The organism is Falsiroseomonas bella, from assembly GCF_003173615.1.
Lineage (GTDB): Bacteria > Pseudomonadota > Alphaproteobacteria > Acetobacterales > Acetobacteraceae > Falsiroseomonas > Falsiroseomonas bella.
Map to the genome: position 1 here is coordinate 493,715 of NZ_QGNA01000005.1, position 13,408 is coordinate 507,122.

The window sequence follows — 13,408 nt, forward strand, 5'->3', positions numbered from 1 at the left end:
CCGTCCCGGCGTCACCAGAACCCGCCCGACGCCGGAGACCATCATGGCCACGCAAGGCCCCCGACACCCTCACCAGCCCACCGCCTGGCATCCTGACCGCCTCGCCGCCAGCCTCGCTATCGCCCATCGCTACGCCCGCCGCGGCAGCCGCCGGCTGAGGCTCTCGCGCGCCGATCGAGAGGATCTTCGGCAGGACATCCTGCTCACCATGCTGGAGCGCGCCGCGCGCTTCGATCCAGAGCGTGGGCGCTGGGACGCCTTCGCGACGCTCCTGGCGCAGCATGCTGTCGCGGATCGCGTGCGGGCGCACCGCCGTGGTCCTCGCCCGGTCTTCTTCGACCTCGATCTCGACGCCTTCCCGGCCGGCGCCTCCGCCACGCAGTGCGACGAGGTTGATCCGGACATCGCGCTCGACTTCGCGCGCGTCGGCGATGAGATCCCCACACCCTCCGGCCACCTGCTCGATCTCATCCGCACCACCACGGACATCGCCGACGCGCAGCGTCGGTCGCGGGGCTCCTGCGCTGCCTTCTACCGCGCGATGGCCGAGCTGCGCTGCTGGCTGCACGCCGCCGGGCTGCGGCCGATGCGCACGCCGGCGACGCGTGCCCCGAGCACCGCGACCCCCTGAGAGAAAACCGCATCCCGATTCGTAGAGAGGAGATGCCGGACTATGAGCAGAAAGGATCCCGCGCCGATGCGCACCGATCGCCCCGCTTCCACCGCTGTGCTGCCGTTCGCCGCACGCGCCGACGTCGTGAGCACCGAGAACGAACTCCACGATCGCTTTGCCGCTGCCCTGCCTGGCACGGCCATCGTCTACCACATCGGCATGCTGGCGCGCGATCGCGACCGGCTCGCCACCACGCTCACGCCGGAGCGACGCGAGGAGCTGAACGCCCTGGCGTCCCGGGCCTGGCGGCTGGCGGCGGCGGGCTGGGCGGACCTGCTGCAGCGCCGCGTCGGCGACGCGTGCTTCGCCTACCTGCTGGTGGTGCGGCGGCGCCCGCTCAGCGCACGCAGCGCTCGGGCGCTGGCCGCGCCGTCCTTGCGTCTGGCGGAGGCCGCCTGATGGGCAAGGCTTCGCGCGACAAGGGCATGCGGCGCGAGCGCGCGCTGGTCGAGATCCACACCAAGTGCGGCATCCACGCCGAGCGCGTGCCACTCTCCGGCGCCTCACACTACCAGGGCAATGGCGGCGACATCGACATCTATGCCCGTGGCCGCAGCGCGCCTCCCTACACCGCCGAGGTCAAGGCGCGCGGCAATGGCAGCGGCTTTCGCATGCTGGCGAGCTGGCTCGCCGGCTATGACGCGCTGTTCCTCTGGCAGGACCGCGCCGCGCCCTTCGTCGTCCTGCCGCTGCATGTCTGGCTCGAGCTGCTCAGCCTCATCACCCCGCCGGCCAACGACACCGGCAGCGTCCAGCCCGAGCCCGACGCCGACGCGGCGCGGCTGCGCCGTCGCGCTGAGGCCGAGGCGGGTCGGCCGGTCGATGCCATTGCGGAGCGCGCGGCATGAACGGCCTCACGCTGCACGGGCTCGACCACCTCTCCGCCACCAGCCTGAACCTCTGGGCCGCCGAGCCGGCGCTGTGGGTGATCGAGAAGCTGCTCCGCCGACGCGCCCCGGTGGGCTGCGCGGCATATCGCGGCATCGCCGTCGAGCACGGTGTCAGCCTCGGCCTGTTCGATCCAGATCTGAACCTTGCCGATTGCCAGGCCGCCGCGCTCGCCGAGTTCGACCGCCTCGCGGCGCTCTCCGCCGATCCCAACCGCGCCAAGGAGCGCGAGTCCGTCCCAGGCCTGGTCGAGACGGCGCTCGCTGAGCTTCGCCAATACGGCCCGCCGACCCCGCCGCCGGAAGGCCAGCGCCAGCACCGCGTCGAGGTCACGCTGCCGGACGTTCCGGTGCCGCTGATCGGATACCAGGACTTCGTCTGGGACGCGCATGGCATCGTGCTCGACCTCAAGACGCAGCTCCGCCTCGCCGGTGACATCACCCCTGCGCATGCCAGGCAGGGCGCAGTCTATGTCGCCGGCGGCAACCGGCAGATGCGCTTCTGCTACGCCACGCCCAAGAAGGTCGCGGTCTACGCGCTGGAGGATCCGCGCACGCCGCTGCTGACGCTGCGCCACATCGCGCTGCGGCTCGAACGCTTCCTCCACCTGTCGCGCGATCCGCACGAGCTGGTCGGCCTGCTCTGCCCCGACTTCGAAAGCTTCTGGTGGTCGGCGCCGGAGGCGCGCGCGCTCGGGAGGGACGTCTATGGCTTCTGACCCGATGCGCCGCCGCGTGCGGCTGCCTGCCGTCCCGCTCGAGCTGCTCGCCGCCACCCTGCATTGGGCCGGCGTGTGGGCGCTGCTGCTGCTCGTCTGGCTGTTGACCGCCTGACGCACACGGCGCCGCGCGCCCGCCGCGTCTGGCGCGCACCCCATTCGCAGAGGAGAGGCGCATGGCCCTCGGCCTGAACACCAGCACCAACGGTGCCGACTTCATCCCGCACATTCGCTACGACGCCCGCGCCGGGCGGCTATTCCGCGCCGATAGGGCGCAGGGCTCGGACGGGCGGTGGGAAACCACCATGGTGGACATCACCACCCCGCCGCCGCAGTTCCTGATGGATCTGGCGCAGATCGAGGTCGGCTGGCTGTCCTATGCCGGCGGCACGCCCGATCTGCGCATGGTGCCCTTCGGAACGCCGCTGCCGCCGGTCCCGAGCAAGGATCACAAGCAGGGCTTTCGGGTCCGGGTCTATGCGCCGAAGCTGCTCGGCGGTCTGCGCGAGTTCGCCTCCTCCGCCAAGGTGGCGATCGCGGCGATGGACGCCGTGCACAGCCAATTCGAGGCGGCGCCGGAGCGCGGCCAGGGGCTCGTGCCGGTGGTGTCCTTCGTCGGCACGACGCCGGTCACGACGAAGACGCCGCAGGGCAGCAGCACGAACTACGCCCCGGTGTTTCGGATCGAGAAGTGGGTGACGCGGCCGGCGGATCTGCCGATCGGGGCAGTGCCGACCGCGGCCACAGCGACGGCGTCCGCTCCCGCACAGCCTCCCGCCGCGCCGCCGCGTCACGTGTCGCCGCCGGCGCCGGTGGCTCCGCCTGCGCCGGCGCCCGCCGCGGCACCGGCGCCCGCGCTCGCCACCCACGACACGGAGTTCTGAGATGGACGGCACGGCGAGCCTGCCGCCGCGCGACGGCGACGGGCTGATCTGCCCGCTGCCGGAGGCGCTGCGCGCGCTCGCCGCGCTGCCGCATTGGGTGATCTGGCGCTGGACCGAGGCGACTCCGGGCAGCAAGCCCGACAAACCACTGTTCCGCGCCGGCGATCCCTGGCGGCACGCATCCACGCAGGACCCCGCCTCCTGGGACACGTTCGGCGCCGCCATGGGCGCGGTGGCCGCGGCGGAGGCCGACGGCGCTGGCTACGTCCTGCGCGACGACCCGACACACATCTTTCTCGACCTGGACAACTGCCGCGATCCCGTCACCGGCGCGCTCTCCGACTGGGCGCTGCGGCTCGTCGAGGAGGCCGGCAGCTACGCCGAGGTCACGCCCTCCGGCCGTGGCCTGCGCATCATCGGCACCAACGAGAGTCTCCGCGCCCCGGTGCATCGCCGCATCGCCATGCCGGCGGGCGGCAGCGTCGAGATCTTTCACCGCTGCCCCCGCTACGTCACCGTCTCCGGCCGCCTGCTGCGCGAGGCACCCGACGCGCTGCGCCCGATCTGCGACATCGCCGCCGATCTGCTGCTGCTGGCGCAGCCGACCGCAGCCACGACGCCCGACGCGGCGCCGCCACGGTCGAACCCCGATCCTGCCGGCTCGCCGCAGGACATCGCCTCGGCGCTGGCGCAGATCCCGAACCCCGACCTGCCCTGGGACGAGTGGTCGAACATCGGCATGGCGGTCTGGCGCGCCTCGGCCGGCAGCGCCGCGGGCCTCGCCGCCTGGACCGCCTGGTCGGCAAAGTCGGGCAAGCACCAGGACGCGGCCTGCCAGGAGCGCTGGCAGCACTGGTTCCGCAGCCCGCCCGACCGCATCGGCTACGCGTCTCTGCATCGCCTTGCGCGCGAGGCCAATCCGCTCTGGGTGAAGCCGTCTCTGGTCACCGCCCTGATGCCCTCCGCCGCGGCGCCGACGCGCGCACAGGGCGCCTCGGCCGAGTGGGAGGGGGACGTGCCGCACGCAACGCCCACCCCGCCCAGCGGCGCCCAGAACGCGCCCGTGGCCAGCCTCGTCGCGACCCCCTTCGACCCGGCCGACCTGGCGGCACTGCGCCCCCGCGAATGGGTCTACGGCCATTTCCTGATCCGGCGGTTCGTCTCCGTCCTCGGCGCGCCGGGCGGCACGGGAAAGACCGCCTACGCCCTCGCCGTGGCGCTCTCCGTCGCGCTCGGCCGGCCGCTGGTCGAGGAGCCGGTACACAGCCCGGGCCGCGCTTGGATCTACAACCTGGAGGACCCGCGCGACGAACTGCTGCGCCGCGTCCAGGCGGCGCTGATCGCCCACCGCATTCCCGCGACCGACCTCGCTGGCCGGCTGTTCCTCGACAGCGGCCGCGACCAGCCGCTCGTTGTCGCCGCGCGGTTGCCGGACGGCACCGTCGTCGCCACGCCCATCGTCGAGGCGCTGATCAAGGAGCTGCGGCGTCGGCAGGTGACGCTCCTGGTGGTCGACCCCTTCGTGAAATCGCACCGCCTCGAGGAGAACCGCAACGAGCAGATCGACTTCGCCGCCGCGCTCTGGTCGCGCGTCGCGGACGCCGCCGGCTGCGCCGTGCTGCTGGTGCACCACTTCCGCAAGGGCGGCATCGCCGGCGACGCCGACGCCTTCCGCGGCGCCTCCGCGCTGGTCGATGCGGCCCGTGCGGCGGTGGCGCTGCGGTCCATGGACGAGAAGGAAGCCGAGCGCTTCGGCCTCGACGAGGAGGAGCGTTGGTTCTTCGTCCGCGCCGATAACGCGAAGCTCAACCTCGCGCCGCGCCCGCTCGACGCCACCTGGCTGCAGCTGCGCTCCATCGCGCTGCCGAACGGCGATCATGTCCAGGCTATCGCGCGCTGGCGCCCCGCCTCGGTGTTCAAAGAGCTGACCCTCGCCGCATCCGCCGATCTGATCGAGCAGCTCGGCACGCCGCGCGAGGATGGGGAGCGCTGGTCCAAACGTAAGCAGGACAGCGAACGCTGGGCAGGTAGCCTCATCACCAAGAGCGTCGGCTGCACCGAAGCACAGGCGCGCGCGATTCTCGACGGCTACTTCGCGAGCAAGGCGCTCCGCACCGTCGAATACCAGAGCCCCAAGCAGCGCAAGCCGCGCATGGGGCTCGAACATGACCCGCAGGTCGTCGCCGGCATGCGGCTCCATGCGAAGGAGGACCACGACGAATGAGGAAGCTGATCACCCTGCCCGGGCGTCCCGATATCGGCAGCGTAGCCTTCGTGCAGCACCAGCGTTTCGAGTGCGTCGAGATCCGACCGCACATAACGCGCACCGGGCGCGACGTCGAACTCTCGATCTGGATGGGTGGCTGCGCGGATTGCGGAGCTCCATTCGACTTGGTGACGCCGCGGCGCGCCGGTCCAGTTCGAGTAGATCGGCGCCGCTGCGCGGAGCACCGCGATCCAAAGCGCCGGGTCAAGGTGCCTGCTGGGGCATCGGCATGAGCGGTGCTCCGAGTGCTTGCGCCACTGACCTGCGCCACTGGCACATCACTGGCGCAGCGGTGCGGCGACCGGTTGCCGGGGAGGGTTGCGCCTCTGCGCCACTGGCAAGGCCCATGCCCTCATGCCCCCTAGGGGGCATGGGGCAGTGGCGCAGTGGCGCAGCCCGGACCGGTGGGGCAGCGGCGCAGGATCCAGGGCGGATTTCGAGGCATCGGCCGCCATCCAGTGGCGCAGCAGTGGCGCAGATCACCACGGAGGCAGAAGCATGAGTTGGGCGACAACCGATCGCTCCGGCATCACCATGGCCATCCAGGGCCTGGTGCAGTCCGTCGACCTGCTGACCGACAGCTTGGAGCGCAAATGGGGCGTCGGCCGGCTGCGCCTGCTGGTCGACGACGCGCTGCGCGAGCGCTTCGACCGGCAGTGGCGCAAGTGGCAGGCCGCCTATGCCGCGCAAGACCTAGATGCCGTGCGGGCACACTCGGAGGCGATGCGCCGCGCCTGGGACGCGCTGGACCAGGCGGCCACGGCGGCGGGTCACACGCCGACGGCGCCGGAGGTGTGGGAGACGCGGATGCCGGACGGCACCGTGCTCGCCATCGTGCGGAGCCCCGCCGAGCAGCACGTCCTGGCGCGCGCCGCGCGGCACGAGGGCGACAGCCGCGCTCGCGAGGTGTGGTCGCTGGACGAGATCGGCCGCGTCATCTGCGCCTGGGAAGGCCGAAACTGGGTGGACGCCATTCGCGCGGAGTTCCCTGGAGCGACGGTGGAAGCACTGCGGCTGACGCCGCGCGGCGCGGAGTTCGACTGGTTGCGCGGCGACGAGATCCCGTTCGGCCACAACCACGGCGACACGCACGCCCACACGCCTCTGTCGCGGAGTGCTGCACGATGACCCTGCCCGGCGCTCCCCGTCCGCCGCGCTCCTGCCTCGATCGCGGCACGCGCACGGCTTCGAACGACAACGAGCTCAACGCCATGCGCGCCGCCGCTTGGCATCGGCACGGCGTCGCTGCCCTGGCCGTGGAGGACATCACCGATCCCTGGCTCCGCCAGGCGATCATCAACGAGGCCAGTCGCCGCTGGGGTCGGCGCAACGGAGGGTCAGGCCATGGCCGGTAAGCGGAACACGGCACGTCGCAAGGTTGAGCGCGAGGATCTGTCGAAGCCCTCGAAGTGGCGGCTGCAGCACGGCGACTTCTCCGCGCCAGTCCGCGGAGCGGATCCCGAGACCGGCAGCCCCGTCGAGCACCGCCGCGCCGTGGATACGCTCGGCACTATGCTGGCGAACGACACCATCACGCCGCAGATGCACGAGGCCGGCAGCATCTTCCGCACGCTGTTCCGCTCCGCCGCGCTGGACGGCATCGCCACGTCGCAGCTGATCCGACTGGCGGGCGCGACGAACGACGACATGCCGAACCGGCAGATTGACGCGCGGCGTCGCGTCGCCAACGCCATCGACGCGCTCGGCGGCCACGACAGCCCGGCCGGCTCCTGCGTGTGGTTCGTCGTCGGGCTTGAATTCTCGGTGCGCGAATGGTCTCAGCGCCAGGGCTGGTCGGGCCGGCCTGTGCATGGCCCGGTGGCGCAGGGCATCCTGGTCGGCGCACTCGGCACGTTGGCGATGCACTTCGGGCTCACGCCGCAGCAGCGGGCGGCGTGAAATGGACAGTAGCCAATCGAGCCATGAGCATGAGCTCCGCTCGCTGCGCTCACATCAAGTGGCAAAGCGCGATGTCGAGGCAACGTGCCCTCAGCGCAATTGCTGTCCTTCCGCGCGGCCGCGACATCTGTAAAGATTTTCGACGCCCCGACAGGCGTTCTGGCTGACGCATTCGACTTGCTCGGAAGCGGGACTATGCGCAAATATTGTTTGTCAGCCTGAGGGCTGATTGTCGGTGCTACGGCACAAACTGGCAGCGCGGGAGGAATCCATGAGCGGTCGGAACGGCCACCCGAGGAAGCGGACCCTCGCAGATGGCGCCGGCTGGGTGCGCGGTCTTCTGCTGGCGGCGGCGCTCGCCATCTCAGGCGCAAACTCCGCCGAGGCCGGCTACTGGAACGTCTTCAACATCGAGGGCGAGAACTCGATCTCGGCCGGAATCGTCACCTACGCCACCTTCTCCGACATGCTCGCCGACACCAATCGGACCGGCGTGTTCGAGCCCAACACCGCCGGCTTCGGCCGAAACGTCGTCGGCGGCGGCTCGGACGGCACCACCTATTGGAACGTCTTCAACATCGAGGGCGAGAACTCGATCTCGGCCGGGATCGTCACCTACGCCACGCTCGCCGACATGCTCGCCGACACCAATCGGACCGGCGTGTTCGAGCCCAACACCGCCGGCTTCGGCCGAAACGTCGTCGGCAGCGGGTCGGACGGCACCACCTACTGGAACGTCTTCAACATCGAGGGCGAGAGCTCGATCTCGGCCGGGATCGTCACCTACGCCACGCTCGCCGACATGTTGGCTGACACCAATCGCACCGGCGTGTTCGAGCCCAACACCGCCGGCTTCGGAAGAAACGTCGTCGGCAGCGGCTCGGATGGCACCACCTACTGGAACGTCTTCAACATCGAGGGCGAGAGCTCGATCTCGGCCGGGATCGTCACCTACGCCACGCTCTCCGACATGTTGGCTGACGTCAATCGCACCGGCGTGTTCGAGCCCAACACCGTCGGCTTCGGCCGCAACGTCGTCGGCAGCGGGGCCGTGATCTCTGCAGAAGTGACCATTCCTGAACCCCTCAGCCTCTCCCTGTTCGCCTCGGGCATCCTGACGCTCACGCTTCTGCGGTGGGGGCGACGGACTGTTTCGGCGTCCAGCTGACCGCCACCATTACCGGGTGCCTAAAGCTGCGCCGTCACCGCTTCAGGTGCGCTGTTACAATTCACCCTGTAGCGGCGCGCGAATCAGCGGGGCTATGACCACGCTACGTCGAGACGATGCGACGCGGCGGTGGCGAACGAGCCACTGAGCCAGACAATCCGGAGCGTGGCTCGCGAGCCGCAGGGTCCTTCCTGGCCCCGCTGATGCGGGGGGCGGAAGCGCGCAAGGTTTCTAGCGCCAGGCCAGTTTTCCAGGTTGCCAGCGTCGCGCAGTTGCCAGCCGCGCCGGCCACCATTCCACGATCACGCAGGTGCAGATGCCCCAGGCCCCATGGTCTGCGAGCGCCGTCGAGGCGCGCGCGGTCGCCGCGCTGCTGCCCTATGCCGGCAACGCGCGCACGCACTCCGCCGAGCAGGTGGCGCAGATCGCGGCCAGCATTCTCGAGTTCGGCTTCGTCGCGCCGGTCCTGGTGGACGAGTGCGGCGAGATCATCGCCGGCCACGGCCGGCTGCTGGCCGCGAAATCCCTCGGCCTCGAGACCGTGCCGACCATCGTCCGCGCCGGCCTGACCGAGGCGCAGAAGGCAGCGTATCGACTGGCGGACAACCGCATCGCGTTGAACGCCGGCTGGGACGAGGCGCTGCTGGCGGCCGAGGTCGCGAGGCTGCAGGAGATGGGCGGCGTCGACCTGGCGCTGACCGGCTTCGACGGCGCGGAGATCGAGCGCCTCCTGGCCGGCCTGGAAACCGAGGCCGGCAACCTGGCGACGCCGGCAGTTGCCAGCGGCGCCGAGCCGACTCCTGGCAACCAGCCGGACGTGGAGGGCGCGGAGCCGGCAGAGGATCCCGCGGATGCCGAACCGGAGCCGCCGCGCCAGGCCGTCGCGCGGGTCGGTGACATCTGGCTGCTGGGTGAGCACCGGCTGGCCTGCGGCGACAGCACGAACCGCAGCACTGTGGCGCGCGTCATGGCTGCGGATCGCGCGGCGCTGCTCTTCACCAGCCCGCCCTACGGAAACCAGCGCGACTACACCACGGGCGGCGTCTCGGATTGGGACGCGCTGATGCAGGGCGTGTTCCAGCATGTCGACGCGGCGCTCGGCCGCGACGGCCAGGTGCTGGTGAACCTCGGGCTGATCCATCGCGAGGGGGAGTGGCAGCCCTATTGGCAGGGCTGGCTGGACTGGATGCGCGGCCAGGGCTGGCGCCGCTTCGGGCTGTATGCGTGGGATCAGGGCCCCGGCCTGCCCGGCGACTGGAACGGCCGCCTGGCCCCCGCCTTCGAGCTCGTCTTCCATTTCAACCGAGAGGCGCGGCAGGCGAACAAGATCGTGCCGTGCAAGTGGGCCGGAACGCCGAACAAGGGCAGCGGGCTCCGCGCCGCCGACGGCGAGGTGAAGGCCTACACCCACATCGGCCTGCCGGTGCAGGAGATGCGGATCCCGGACAGCGTGCTGCGCATCACGCGCCACAAGGGCCGCGGCATCGAGACCGAACACCCGGCGGTGTTCCCCGTCGCGCTGCCGGAGTTCCTGATGCGCGCCTACACGGACGAGGGTGACGTCGTGTTCGAGCCGTTCGCGGGGAGCGGCACCACCATCCTGGCGGGTCAGCGCACGGGCCGGCGCGTCCGCGCAATCGAGCTCGCGCCGGCGTATGTCGACTTGGCGATCGCCCGCTGGTGCATGCTGCACCCCGACCTGCCGGTGACGCTGGCCGACGACGGCCGCGATTACGACGCCGTCGCCGCGGCGCGCGCGGAGGCGCTGGCCGATGCTGCCTGATCTCCGCGTCGAGATGATGCCGGTGGCATCGCTCGCGCCGTACGCCGCGAATGCCCGGCTGCATCCGACCGAACAGGTGGCGCAGCTGGCGGCATCGATCGGTGAGTTCGGGTTCAACGTCCCGGTGCTGGTGGACGACGCGGGCGTGCTGATCGCCGGCCACGGTCGCGTACTGGCGGCGAAGGCGCTCGGGCTGGAGGAAGTGCCGGCGATCCGGCTCGGGCATCTCACGGAGGCGCAGGCGCGGGCCTTCCGGCTGGCCGACAACCAGCTGGCGCTCAACTCCACCTGGGACGAGAGCCTGCTCGCCGCCGAGCTCCGCGCGCTGCGCACGGACGAGTTCGACCTCGGCCTGATCGGCTTCGACGGCGCGACGCTCGACAGGCTCCTAGGTGAGGCTGTGCCAGAGGCCCCGGCCACACCCGCCGGGGATCCGGACGCGCCGGCGCCCGAGCCACCAGAGGCTCCCGTCACCCGGCCCGGCGACCTCTGGCTGCTCGGCCCGCATCGGCTGCTGTGCGGCGACGCCACCAGCGCGGCGGACGTCGCGCGGCTGCTGAACGGCACGCGGCCGCACCTGATGACCAGCGATCCTCCGTATGGGGTGAACTACGATCCCGAGTGGCGGAACGAGGCCGGCGTCTCGGCCACGATGCGGACCGGGAAGGTGGCGAATGACGACCGCGCCGACTGGCGCGACGCCTGGGCGCTGTTCCCGGGCGACGTGGCGTATGTCTGGCACGCCGGCGTGCACGCGCGCACGGTGATCGAGAGCTTGGAGGCGGCTGGCTTCGCGGTGCGCAGCCAGATCATCTGGGCGAAGCCACGCTTCGTGCTCGGGCGGGGCGACTACCACTGGCAGCACGAGCCCTGCCTCTACGCCGTGCGTAAGGGCGCGACCGGCCACTGGCAGGGCGCGCGGGACCAGGCGACGCTCTGGCCGATCAGCACGGCGGGCGACGAGGATGCCGCCACCGTCCACGGCACGCAAAAGCCGGTGGAGTGCATGCGGCGGCCGATGGTGAACAACAGCGCGGTGGGGGATTTGATCTACGAGCCGTTCTGCGGCAGCGGCAGCACCATCATCGCGGCAGAGACGACGGGGCGCGTCTGCTACGCGATGGACATCGACGCGCGCTACGTCGATGTCACCGTGCGGCGATGGCAGGCCTTCACCGGGCGGGCCGCGGTCCTGGCCGGCGAGGACCGGCTGTTCGACGACGTCGCCGCAGCGCGTGGTATGCAGGGGGCAGCGCAGGCCGTCGTCTGACGCCTCGCCTTCTAACCGGTGCTGTCCAAGATTAGTCCCGTTGTCTCGCCTGGCTTGTCCCAGTGCGGGAAGTGCCCGCAAGCCTCAAACCAGTGAATCCGGGCATCCGGGAAAAGTGCCTTGGCGCGGCCTGCCTGGACCGGGAAGCACACACGGTCCTGTCGGCCCCAGCCGATCACCAACCTGCCAGGAAGGGATCTCGGTGCCGCGCCCTCCTGGGCTGGTCCATAAGCGAGGCTGCGCAGCAACTCGTCGAAGGAGGGCGCGGCCGCGTAGCTGCGCATCTCCTCGAGTGTCACTACCGGCGAAAGCCGCCATGGCCGCGGCGAGAATTGCGGGAACAGCAGCGTCCGGCCGATCGCGCTGCCGGTGATGGCCGGCATGATCGGCTGCAGCAGCCGGACCAGCCGGATCGACACCGCGATCGAGGTGTAGAAGAACCGGCGCTCCCATCCCTGCCAAAAACCGCCGGGGTCGAGCGAAACGGTGGACCCCACCACGCCGCGCCGTGCGAGCTCCAGCACGAGCCGCGCGCCCATCGAGCTGCCAACGGCATTGACCCCGGTCAGGCCCTCGGCGGCGAGGAACTCGGTGACCGCCCGGGCAAGCGTGTCGATGGACACCTCACCCTGCAAAGGCGGGCTTTCGCCAAATCCGGGGAGATCGACGGCGATGACCTCTCGCTCGCGGGCAAGGTCGTGGAGGATCGGGCCCCAGGATCGCCATGAGCCGCCCAGGCCGTGGATCAGCAGCAGGGGCCTTCCCCGGCCAAGCCGGACGGAGTGCATGGCACTCAACGGCCGCACTCCACGCGCGCAACGATCGCATTCTTGGACAGCATCGAGAGGCTTCCCTGTCAAAGGCGAACTGGAACGCCGGCCGGGACCTGAACGTTGCCCGGCCGGCCAAGATCGTAGCCGCGGCGCCGCCGGGCGCCGCACCCCACTCAGCCGGTGATGCGGTACACCGTGTAGGAGCCCCGAGCGCCTTCCTTGTTCGGGCCGACCTGGCGCACCCGCTCCAGCACCTCGACCGCGTGGCCCTTCTTCTTCAGCCCGGCGAAGAACCCGCGCACCGTGTGCTGCTGCCAGCCCGTCGCCTCGCAGATCTGCGCGATGGTGGCGCCCTCCTCGCGGCGGAGCAGGGCGAGCACCGCCTCCTGCTTCGTCCCCTCGCGCGGCTTGCGCTTGGCGCCGGCCTCCCGTGTGGCGCGGGGCGGCTTGCCGGCGAGCGCGGCGCGGAGGGCCTGCATCGGGCCGTCGAGGGCGGTGATCATGTCTGCTTCGCGGTTGGCCTCGTCGTCCCAGGCAGCGAGCACCGCGGCGGCGGCGGCGCGCAGACTGGTGCGCGGCGCGGGCGTGGCGAGGGCGGCGTCCAGCAAGGCGAGGTCCTCGGCGCGGTCGCCCGCACCGGGCGCCGCGGGCGCGCCTTGGGCGGCTTCCGTCTCCGGGGCGTCCTCCCCGCTCGTGGGCGCCGTGTCCGCGTCCGTCCCGGCCGCCTGCGCGGCGGCGTGGCGCTCGGCGTTGCGGCGCAGGATCGCCGCCTCGCTCTGCTCGTCCTCCTCCGGCGCGTCGCCTGCGTTCGAGTCGATGCCGATGGCGCGCAGCCCGTCGTCGGTGATCTTCAGCAGCATCTCCTCGCCGTCCACCGTCCACTTTGCGATGGCGTCGTAGGCCGGGCGGTGCACCGCAATCACCAGGTCCTGCTTCAGTAGCGCCTGCGCCACCTTCTGGCGGGCTCCGGCGGGCAGGCGCTCGGGCGGGTAGGCCAGGTGCTCTGGGTGCTGCGCGGCGGCGGTGAGGATCGCGGCCTGGGTGTCGGTGAGCTTCATCGTCGAGGTCTCCGGTTCCGCACCCGAA

16 protein-coding genes are annotated in these 13,408 nt (G+C 71.1%); 14 read left to right on the forward strand and 2 right to left on the reverse strand.

Features of this window, described 5'->3' with window-relative positions:
* The first annotated feature begins 43 nt into the window (after window positions 1-43).
* The 14 genes from DFH01_RS22995 to DFH01_RS23050 all read left to right on the forward strand — a co-directional run bounded on the left by DFH01_RS22995 (window position 44) and on the right by DFH01_RS23050 (window position 11,549).
* Window positions 44-631, forward strand: coding sequence for a sigma factor (locus DFH01_RS22995; RefSeq protein WP_109872822.1), 588 nt, complete (start codon window positions 44-46; stop codon window positions 629-631).
* A gap of 66 nt (window positions 632-697) precedes the next feature.
* Window positions 698-1,072 (forward strand): hypothetical protein, encoded by a 375-nt coding sequence (locus DFH01_RS23000; RefSeq protein ID WP_109872823.1) that lies wholly within the window; start codon window positions 698-700, stop codon window positions 1,070-1,072.
* Entirely contained in the window at window positions 1,072-1,521 is a 450-nt protein-coding gene (locus DFH01_RS23005) for a hypothetical protein (protein ID WP_109872824.1), read from the forward strand. The genes DFH01_RS23000 and DFH01_RS23005 overlap by 1 nt, the downstream gene beginning before the upstream one ends.
* On the forward strand, window positions 1,518-2,279 hold the full coding sequence (locus DFH01_RS23010; protein ID WP_109872825.1) for a hypothetical protein: 762 nt from the start codon (window positions 1,518-1,520) through the stop codon (window positions 2,277-2,279). Before DFH01_RS23005 ends, DFH01_RS23010 begins: the two co-directional genes overlap by 4 nt.
* Window positions 2,269-2,394 (forward strand): hypothetical protein, encoded by a 126-nt coding sequence (locus DFH01_RS29065; protein WP_269846286.1) that lies wholly within the window; start codon window positions 2,269-2,271, stop codon window positions 2,392-2,394. Before DFH01_RS23010 ends, DFH01_RS29065 begins: the two co-directional genes overlap by 11 nt.
* Before the next feature lie 61 nt (window positions 2,395-2,455).
* Window positions 2,456-3,163 (forward strand): hypothetical protein, encoded by a 708-nt coding sequence (locus DFH01_RS27925; protein WP_146217127.1) that lies wholly within the window; start codon window positions 2,456-2,458, stop codon window positions 3,161-3,163.
* 1 nt (window position 3,164) lies between these two features.
* Complete coding sequence (locus tag DFH01_RS23020; protein ID WP_109872826.1) at window positions 3,165-5,387, forward strand: AAA family ATPase; 2,223 nt, start codon at window positions 3,165-3,167, stop codon at window positions 5,385-5,387.
* Complete coding sequence (locus DFH01_RS27930) at window positions 5,384-5,662, forward strand: hypothetical protein (RefSeq protein WP_146217128.1); 279 nt, start codon at window positions 5,384-5,386, stop codon at window positions 5,660-5,662. Before DFH01_RS23020 ends, DFH01_RS27930 begins: the two co-directional genes overlap by 4 nt.
* 265 nt (window positions 5,663-5,927) lie before the next feature.
* A complete protein-coding gene (locus DFH01_RS23025; RefSeq protein ID WP_109872827.1) occupies window positions 5,928-6,557 on the forward strand; it encodes a hypothetical protein in 630 nt (209 codons plus the stop codon).
* Complete coding sequence (locus tag DFH01_RS23030; protein WP_109872828.1) at window positions 6,554-6,784, forward strand: hypothetical protein; 231 nt, start codon at window positions 6,554-6,556, stop codon at window positions 6,782-6,784. Before DFH01_RS23025 ends, DFH01_RS23030 begins: the two co-directional genes overlap by 4 nt.
* Window positions 6,774-7,328, forward strand: a complete 555-nt coding sequence (locus DFH01_RS23035) for a DUF6456 domain-containing protein (protein WP_109872829.1) — start codon at window positions 6,774-6,776, stop codon at window positions 7,326-7,328. The genes DFH01_RS23030 and DFH01_RS23035 overlap by 11 nt, the downstream gene beginning before the upstream one ends.
* Before the next feature lie 271 nt (window positions 7,329-7,599).
* Window positions 7,600-8,496: a hypothetical protein gene (locus DFH01_RS23040; RefSeq protein WP_146217129.1), complete on the forward strand. Its 897-nt coding sequence runs from the start codon at window positions 7,600-7,602 to the stop codon at window positions 8,494-8,496.
* 316 nt (window positions 8,497-8,812) lie between these two features.
* Window positions 8,813-10,279: a site-specific DNA-methyltransferase gene (locus tag DFH01_RS23045; protein ID WP_109872831.1), complete on the forward strand. Its 1,467-nt coding sequence runs from the start codon at window positions 8,813-8,815 to the stop codon at window positions 10,277-10,279.
* A complete protein-coding gene (locus DFH01_RS23050) occupies window positions 10,269-11,549 on the forward strand; it encodes a site-specific DNA-methyltransferase (protein WP_109872832.1) in 1,281 nt (426 codons plus the stop codon). The genes DFH01_RS23045 and DFH01_RS23050 overlap by 11 nt, the downstream gene beginning before the upstream one ends.
* Window positions 11,550-11,560: 11 nt before the next feature.
* Here DFH01_RS23050 and DFH01_RS23055 read toward each other — a convergent pair whose 3' ends face one another.
* On the reverse strand, window positions 11,561-12,337 hold the full coding sequence (locus tag DFH01_RS23055; protein WP_109872833.1) for an alpha/beta fold hydrolase: 777 nt from the start codon (window positions 12,335-12,337) through the stop codon (window positions 11,561-11,563).
* Between the two features lie 158 nt (window positions 12,338-12,495).
* Window positions 12,496-13,380 (reverse strand): DUF3489 domain-containing protein, encoded by an 885-nt coding sequence (locus DFH01_RS28895; protein WP_233256241.1) that lies wholly within the window; start codon window positions 13,378-13,380, stop codon window positions 12,496-12,498.
* Window positions 13,381-13,408: the final 28 nt, after the last annotated feature.

Excerpts from the sequence above, each read along its gene's own strand:
- DFH01_RS23025 (WP_109872827.1), top strand. The coding sequence starts at position 5,928 with ATGAGTTGGGCGACAACCGATCGCTCCGGCATCACCATGGCCATCCAG.
- DFH01_RS23005 (WP_109872824.1), top strand. The coding sequence starts at position 1,072 with ATGGGCAAGGCTTCGCGCGACAAGGGCATGCGGCGCGAGCGCGCGCTG.
- DFH01_RS27925 (WP_146217127.1), top strand. The coding sequence starts at position 2,456 with ATGGCCCTCGGCCTGAACACCAGCACCAACGGTGCCGACTTCATCCCG.
- DFH01_RS23045 (WP_109872831.1), top strand. The coding sequence starts at position 8,813 with ATGCCCCAGGCCCCATGGTCTGCGAGCGCCGTCGAGGCGCGCGCGGTC.
- DFH01_RS23040 (WP_146217129.1), top strand. The coding sequence starts at position 7,600 with ATGAGCGGTCGGAACGGCCACCCGAGGAAGCGGACCCTCGCAGATGGC.
- DFH01_RS23055 (WP_109872833.1), bottom strand. The coding sequence starts at position 12,337 with ATGCACTCCGTCCGGCTTGGCCGGGGAAGGCCCCTGCTGCTGATCCAC.
- DFH01_RS27930 (WP_146217128.1), top strand. The coding sequence starts at position 5,384 with ATGAGGAAGCTGATCACCCTGCCCGGGCGTCCCGATATCGGCAGCGTA.
- DFH01_RS28895 (WP_233256241.1), bottom strand. The coding sequence starts at position 13,380 with ATGAAGCTCACCGACACCCAGGCCGCGATCCTCACCGCCGCCGCGCAG.
- DFH01_RS23030 (WP_109872828.1), top strand. The coding sequence starts at position 6,554 with ATGACCCTGCCCGGCGCTCCCCGTCCGCCGCGCTCCTGCCTCGATCGC.
- DFH01_RS23020 (WP_109872826.1), top strand. The coding sequence starts at position 3,165 with ATGGACGGCACGGCGAGCCTGCCGCCGCGCGACGGCGACGGGCTGATC.
- DFH01_RS22995 (WP_109872822.1), top strand. The coding sequence starts at position 44 with ATGGCCACGCAAGGCCCCCGACACCCTCACCAGCCCACCGCCTGGCAT.
- DFH01_RS23000 (WP_109872823.1), top strand. The coding sequence starts at position 698 with ATGCGCACCGATCGCCCCGCTTCCACCGCTGTGCTGCCGTTCGCCGCA.
- DFH01_RS23050 (WP_109872832.1), top strand. The coding sequence starts at position 10,269 with ATGCTGCCTGATCTCCGCGTCGAGATGATGCCGGTGGCATCGCTCGCG.
- DFH01_RS23035 (WP_109872829.1), top strand. The coding sequence starts at position 6,774 with ATGGCCGGTAAGCGGAACACGGCACGTCGCAAGGTTGAGCGCGAGGAT.
- DFH01_RS29065 (WP_269846286.1), top strand. The coding sequence starts at position 2,269 with ATGGCTTCTGACCCGATGCGCCGCCGCGTGCGGCTGCCTGCCGTCCCG.
- DFH01_RS23010 (WP_109872825.1), top strand. The coding sequence starts at position 1,518 with ATGAACGGCCTCACGCTGCACGGGCTCGACCACCTCTCCGCCACCAGC.